The sequence below is a fragment of the Mesorhizobium sp. genome, from assembly GCF_024509055.1.
GTDB lineage: Bacteria > Pseudomonadota > Alphaproteobacteria > Rhizobiales > Rhizobiaceae > Mesorhizobium.
Map to the genome: position 1 here is coordinate 1 of NZ_JANINM010000081.1, position 5418 is coordinate 5418.

The 5418-nt window shown below is 65.4% G+C and carries 6 protein-coding genes; 3 read left to right on the plus strand and 3 right to left on the minus strand.

From position 1 onward, the window contains the following. The 3 genes from Q0L57_RS05000 to Q0L57_RS05010 all read right to left on the minus strand — a co-directional run. Nucleotides 1-247 (minus strand): class I tRNA ligase family protein (locus tag Q0L57_RS05000; RefSeq protein ID WP_296738925.1); only part of this gene is annotated, 247 nt, incomplete at its 3' end. 307 nt (nt 248-554) lie between these two features. Continuing rightward, nucleotides 555-1352: a MipA/OmpV family protein gene (locus Q0L57_RS05005; protein WP_296738926.1), complete on the minus strand. Its 798-nt coding sequence runs from the start codon at nt 1350-1352 to the stop codon at nt 555-557. Nucleotides 1353-1488: 136 nt separating this feature from the next. After that, nucleotides 1489-2379 carry a LysR family transcriptional regulator gene (locus Q0L57_RS05010; protein ID WP_296738928.1) on the minus strand — a complete coding sequence of 297 codons (891 nt, stop codon included), beginning with the start codon at nt 2377-2379 and terminating at the stop codon, nt 1489-1491. A gap of 149 nt (nt 2380-2528) precedes the next feature. Between Q0L57_RS05010 and Q0L57_RS05015 the strand changes: the two genes are divergently transcribed. From Q0L57_RS05015 to Q0L57_RS05025, 3 genes are all read left to right on the plus strand, one after another. After that, nucleotides 2529-3764: a multidrug effflux MFS transporter gene (locus tag Q0L57_RS05015; protein ID WP_296738930.1), complete on the plus strand. Its 1236-nt coding sequence runs from the start codon at nt 2529-2531 to the stop codon at nt 3762-3764. A gap of 52 nt (nt 3765-3816) precedes the next feature. Next, on the plus strand, nt 3817-4833 hold the full coding sequence (locus Q0L57_RS05020; RefSeq protein WP_296738933.1) for a zinc-dependent alcohol dehydrogenase family protein: 1017 nt from the start codon (nt 3817-3819) through the stop codon (nt 4831-4833). A 108-nt stretch (nt 4834-4941) separates the two neighbouring features. Further along, a partial coding sequence (locus Q0L57_RS05025) for an HdeD family acid-resistance protein (RefSeq protein ID WP_296738935.1) occupies nt 4942-5418 on the plus strand: 477 nt, incomplete at its 3' end.

The window sequence follows — 5418 nt, forward strand, 5'->3', positions numbered from 1 at the left end:
TGTTCAGCGCGTGGCCGATATGGATGTTGCCGTTGGCATAGGGCGGCCCGTCATGCAGCACGAACTTCTCGCGGCCGGCCGCTTCGTCGCGCAGCTTGCGGTAGAGGTTCATATCCTGCCAGCGCTTGACCAGCACCGGCTCCTTCTCGGGCAGGCCGGCGCGCATCGGGAAATCTGTCTGCGGCAGGTAAAGCGTCTTGGAATAGTCGATCGTCTCGGACGGTTCGGTCACAGGGGTATCGGTCATCGATCTGCCATCTCAGGTGCCCGGTAGCGGAAAGGCCCGGGCGTTGAAGTCTTCAGTTCGGTGCATATCGTTTTCCCAGGCCGAAGCCAATTTTCGGGCGATATGCGTTGATCTCTTTGAAAAGGCGCGAGGGGGCGCGCGAGAACTCCCGGCGGCTCCAGCGGCGCTCAGGCCACCCGGAACACCGGGCCCGTAATTCGTATCGCAATCGCGAGAAGGCGCGAAAAGCTCGTCATGGCGTGGCTTTTAGCGGATGCCGCGGCAGGAATAAAGCGCGGATTTCAGGCCCCGGCGCCGGTTTGCCGCCTTACATCGAGAAATTGAAGCGATAGGCGGTCGAGACGCCGAAGGTCCACTGGTTGCGGTCGCCGCGCTCCCTGACGAGGCTGGAATCGGCCGCCGGGCCCTCAAGGCGCGAATATTCGCCGAACAGGCTCGCCGTCATCGGATCGGTCACCTTCCAGGTGATGGCGCCGCCGAGACCGACCGATTTCAGGCCGCCGCCGGGGTAGTACTGGCTCAGGCCCGAAGCCACAGATTCCTGGGCGTTGACGCCATAGTAGGCATCGAAATAACCGGCCGAGGCGAAGGAGACGCGCGGGCCACCGGAGATGCGGACCGTGGGAGTGACATCATAGAAGGCATCGGTCGCGATGTCGGCGACGAAGCCGTTATGCGCGCGGATGCCGTGGCGCAGCTCCGCGCGGGCCCGCACCCAGTCCAGAGGATAGAATTCGAAGAAGCCGCCGACCTCGCCGCCCCAGCGCACCGGGTCGAGGCCTTGCAGCTCATCTTTGCTGTCGCGCGAGAACAGGAACTTGCCGGTCAGGCCGGCGCGCACGCTGCCGTCGTCGATCAGCGCCAGCGAGATGTTGTCGTTGCGCGAGATGAAGCGCGCCTCGGGCCCGGCCTTGCCGAGCGAGATGATGGGCTGGGCGCTGAGCATGTAGCGCTTGCCACCCTCGAAATTCGGGGCGATGAGGCCGGTGGCGCCGAGCGTCAGGTACCAGTCGCCGGAAATCCAGCTCCCCTCTCCCGCCTGGGCGGCGGTTGAGGCCATCAGGCCGGAGGCGAGAAGCAGCGGAATCGTCCCGACAATACGCATCGTCACCCCTTACGCCAAACAGGCCGGCAGCAACACCCGGCAACGCAAAAGCCATGACGCCGTTTCGGTAAAATTTGACTTAAAGTCCGAAAATATCGGCATCGGCGGATCGTAGGATTTTGCGGTCGTTGAACGTTCACAGGTAGCGTAGCGCGTCGACCAGCAGAGCGAAAGCCGGCGAGGCAAGGCGGCGGGTCGGATAATAGAGGTGGTAGCCCGGAAACGGGGCGCTCCAGTCTTCCAGCACCGAAACCAGCTTCCCGTCGCGAACCAGCGGCCCAAGATGGTCGTCCGGCAGGCAGACGAGGCCGACGCCGCTGAGCGCCGCATCGATGATCATGGTCACGTCGTTCGAGATGAACTGCCCCTCGACCCGGACATTCAACGGCCGGCCGCCGCGTTCGAACTCCCAGGCATAGAGGCCGCCCAGCGTCGGCAGGCGCAGGTTGATGCAATTGTGGCGGGTCAGTTCGTGCGGGGTCGTCGGTTTCGGATGGCGCCGGAAATAGTCCTGCGAGCCCGCCACGACCATGCGCAGCTCCGGCCCGATCCTGACCGCGATCATGTCCTTCTCGAGACTCTCGCCCAGGCGCACGCCGGCATCGTAGCGCTCCGCGACGAGATCGACAAAGCGCTGCTCGATCGCGATCTCGACCTTGATATCGGGATAGTCCGCCATCAGTCGTTTCGCGACCGGCATCAGGATCGTCTCGGCGGCGTAGAGGCCCGATGTTATGCGGATCGTGCCCGCCGGGCGCTGGCGCATGGCGCCCAACGCATCCATCCGGCTCCTTATATCGTCGAAAGCCGGGCGCAGGGTCTCCATCAGCTGCTCGCCAGCGTCCGTCGGCACCACGTTGCGCGTCGTCCTGGTCAAGAGCCTGACGCCCATCCGCTCCTCGAGACGGCGCACCGTGTGGCTCAGCGCCGACTGGGAGGTGCCGAGTTGCGCGGCCGCCCGCGTGAAGCTGCGCTCCTCGGCGACCGTGAGGAACGCGGCGAGGTCACCGAGCTCATCGCGCTTCATTGATGAATCCAGAGCATAAGTTCATGCGCGATTGAATATCTAATCGGCGGGACCGGTCAACGTTATCTTGCGCCGCAGAGAAACACGGCCCGCCCTCGGGCGCTGCACATGGCGCCGGGCGGCAGCCCCCTCATAGCGAGTCCCGAAAAATGAGCTCCCAAACCCTGACGCCGGCCATGGCGGTGCCGGACAGCGTCGCCGCCGCGCCCTCTCCGGCCACGCAGCCATGGCACCTGCTTGCGACCCTCAGCGCGCTGATGGGCTTCGCCTCGATATCGACCGACGTCTACCTGCCGGCGATGCCGGCCATGGGCGAAGCCCTGCATGCAGATGCCGGACGTGTTGCTTTGACGATCTCCGGCTTCCTCATCGGCTTCAGCCTCGGACAATTGTTCTGGGGCGCGATCAGCGACAAATACGGGCGGCGCGTTCCCGTCGCCATAGGCCTGGTGCTGTTCATCATCGGCTCGGCCGGATGCGCGCTCTCGCAAAGCATCGATGCGATCATCGCCTGGCGCGTCGTCCAGGCGCTCGGCGCCTGTGCCGGCGTGGTACTGTCGCGCGCCATGGTGCGCGACCTCTACGAAGGACCGCGCGCGGCGCAGATGCTGTCGACGCTTATGGCCGTCATGGCGATCGCGCCGATCCTCGGTCCGATCGTCGGCGGCCAGATTGCGGCGGTCGCCGGCTGGCGCGCGGTGTTCTGGGCGCTTGTCGCGGTCGGCGCCGCGACTCTGATGGCCTTGTTCACCATCCCCGAGACGCTTTCCGCAAAAAAGCGACGCCAGGACTCCCTGCTAAGCGCCCTGGGCCGCTACGCGGGCCTGCTCGGCCAGACCCGGATACTCGGCTATGCCGGCACGGGCGCATTCTTCTATGCCGGCCTATACGCCTACATCGCCGGAACACCGTTCGCATTCATCACCTACCATCACGTCCCGGCGGAGATCTACGGGCTGCTCTTTGCAGCCGGCATCTTCGGCATCGTCATCACCAACATGATCAACCGGCGGGTCATCGTCTCGCTTGGCATCAACAGCGTGCTGCCGGCGGCAACAGGCGGCGCGTTGCTTGCAGCACTCCTGGCCGCGGCCTCTGCCTATTCCGGCTGGGGTGGATTGTGGGGTTTGTTTGTCCCGCTGCTGCTCTACGTATCCATGTCGGGATTCATCATCGCCAATTCCATCGCGGCAGCGCTCGCCGATTATCCCGAGCAGGCCAGCGCCGTCTCGGCGCTCGTGGGCGCGATCGGTTACGGCGGCGGCATCGCCGGGTCCGGGCTTCTGGACGCGTTTGCCGACGGAACCCCGTGGCCAATGGGTGCCGTGATCGCAGCAATGGGCGCGGGCGCCGTGCTCTGCGCCGTGCTGGCGACGCGCCGGTAAGGAAGGCGCCTGGCGCAACCAACCAATCAAGAAGCACGAAAGGAAATCCTCCATGTTGGCAACCCTGCTCTACAGCCCCGGCGACGTCAGATGCGAAGAGATCGCCGAACCCACCATCGAGAAGCCGACCGACGCGATCGTCAGGCTGTCGGCGTCCTGCATCTGCGGTTCCGACCTGTGGCCTTATCGGGGCCTGCAAGACATCGAGAGCCCGCAGCACATGGGCCACGAATATTGCGGCATCGTCGTCGAGGTCGGCAGCGCGGTGAGGACCGTGCGGCCCGGCCAGTTCGTCGTCGGCTCGTTCTGCCTGTCCGACAATACCTGCCCTCACTGCCGGTTCGGCTTTCAGTCGTCCTGCGAACAGCGTGAATTCATGAAGGGCGCGCAGGCGCCGCTGGCGCGGGTGCCGCTCGCGGACGGCACGCTGGTGGCGACCGACGAGCTTCCTTCCGACGACCTGATCCCGAGCCTGCTGGCAACGTCGGACGTGCTCGGCACCGGCTGGTACGCGGCCGACGCGGCGGGGGTCCAGGAAGGCTCGACCGCCGTCGTCGTCGGCGATGGCGCTGTCGGCCTGATGGGCGTGCTTGCCGCCAGGCAGATGGGCGCCGGCCGCATCATCGCCATGAGCCGCCACAAGTCGCGCCAGGACCTCGCGCTCGAATTCGGCGCCACCGACATCATCTCCGAGCGCGGCGACGAAGGCGTGGCCCGCATCAAGGAACTCACCAAGGGCGTCGGCGCCGACTCCGTGCTGGAATGCGTCGGCACCGAGCAATCCATGCAGCAGGCCATGAACTGCGCCCGACCGGGCGGCAAGATCGGCTTCGTCGGCGTGCCGCACGGCGTCCAGTTCGATGGGCAGACCCTGTTCTTCCAGCAGAAGAGCCTTCTCGGCGGGCCCGCGCCGGTGCGCCGCTTTCTGCCGCATCTCATGGACCTCGTGCTCGACCGCACCATCAATCCGGGCAAGGTCTTCGACCTCGAAGTGCCGCTGGCCGACGTGGCGGAAGGCTATCGCGCGATGGATGAACGCCGGGCGATCAAGACCCTGCTGCGGCTCTGAACGGATGGGCCGCGCACCAGCCTGCCGGCGCTTGCTGGACGGTTGATGGCAACAGGATTACCTTCAATTCGCCGCATGCGGCGCGGCGAATTCTTGAGGGAGAAAATCATGACCTTGCAAGGCGGTACCCTGAAAGACGCGATCGGCCAGACACGCGACAAATGGGGATGGTTCGTGGCGCTGGGGGTCCTGCTTCTGATCTTCGGCGGCATCGCCTTCGGCAATCTCTTCATCGCCACCGTCGCCTCGGTCTATGTCGTCGGCTGGCTGATGCTGATGGCCGGCGTGATCGAGATCATCCACGCCTTCGGGGTCAAGACCTGGGGCCGGTTCTTCTACTGGCTGCTCAGCGGCCTGCTCTATGCCGTCGCCGGCTTCTTCGCCTTCGACAACCCGCTGCTCGCGACGGCGGTGCTGACCCTGCTGCTCGCAATCGCGCTCGTCGCTTCCGGGTTGCTCAGGTCCTGGGTCGCCTTCAACCACCGGCCGGAGCAAGGCTGGGGATGGCTGCTGGTGGCCGGCATCATCTCCATCCTGCTCGGCCTGATCATCGCCATGGGCTGGCCGGTCAACAGCCTGTGGATC

What these genes read in the sequence shown, in the direction of transcription:
- Q0L57_RS05005 (WP_296738926.1), bottom strand. Translation starts at nt 1,352, where the DNA reads ATGCGTATTGTCGGGACGATTCCGCTGCTTCTCGCCTCCGGCCTGATG.
- Q0L57_RS05010 (WP_296738928.1), bottom strand. Translation starts at nt 2,379, where the DNA reads ATGAAGCGCGATGAGCTCGGTGACCTCGCCGCGTTCCTCACGGTCGCC.
- Q0L57_RS05015 (WP_296738930.1), top strand. Translation starts at nt 2,529, where the DNA reads ATGAGCTCCCAAACCCTGACGCCGGCCATGGCGGTGCCGGACAGCGTC.
- Q0L57_RS05020 (WP_296738933.1), top strand. Translation starts at nt 3,817, where the DNA reads ATGTTGGCAACCCTGCTCTACAGCCCCGGCGACGTCAGATGCGAAGAG.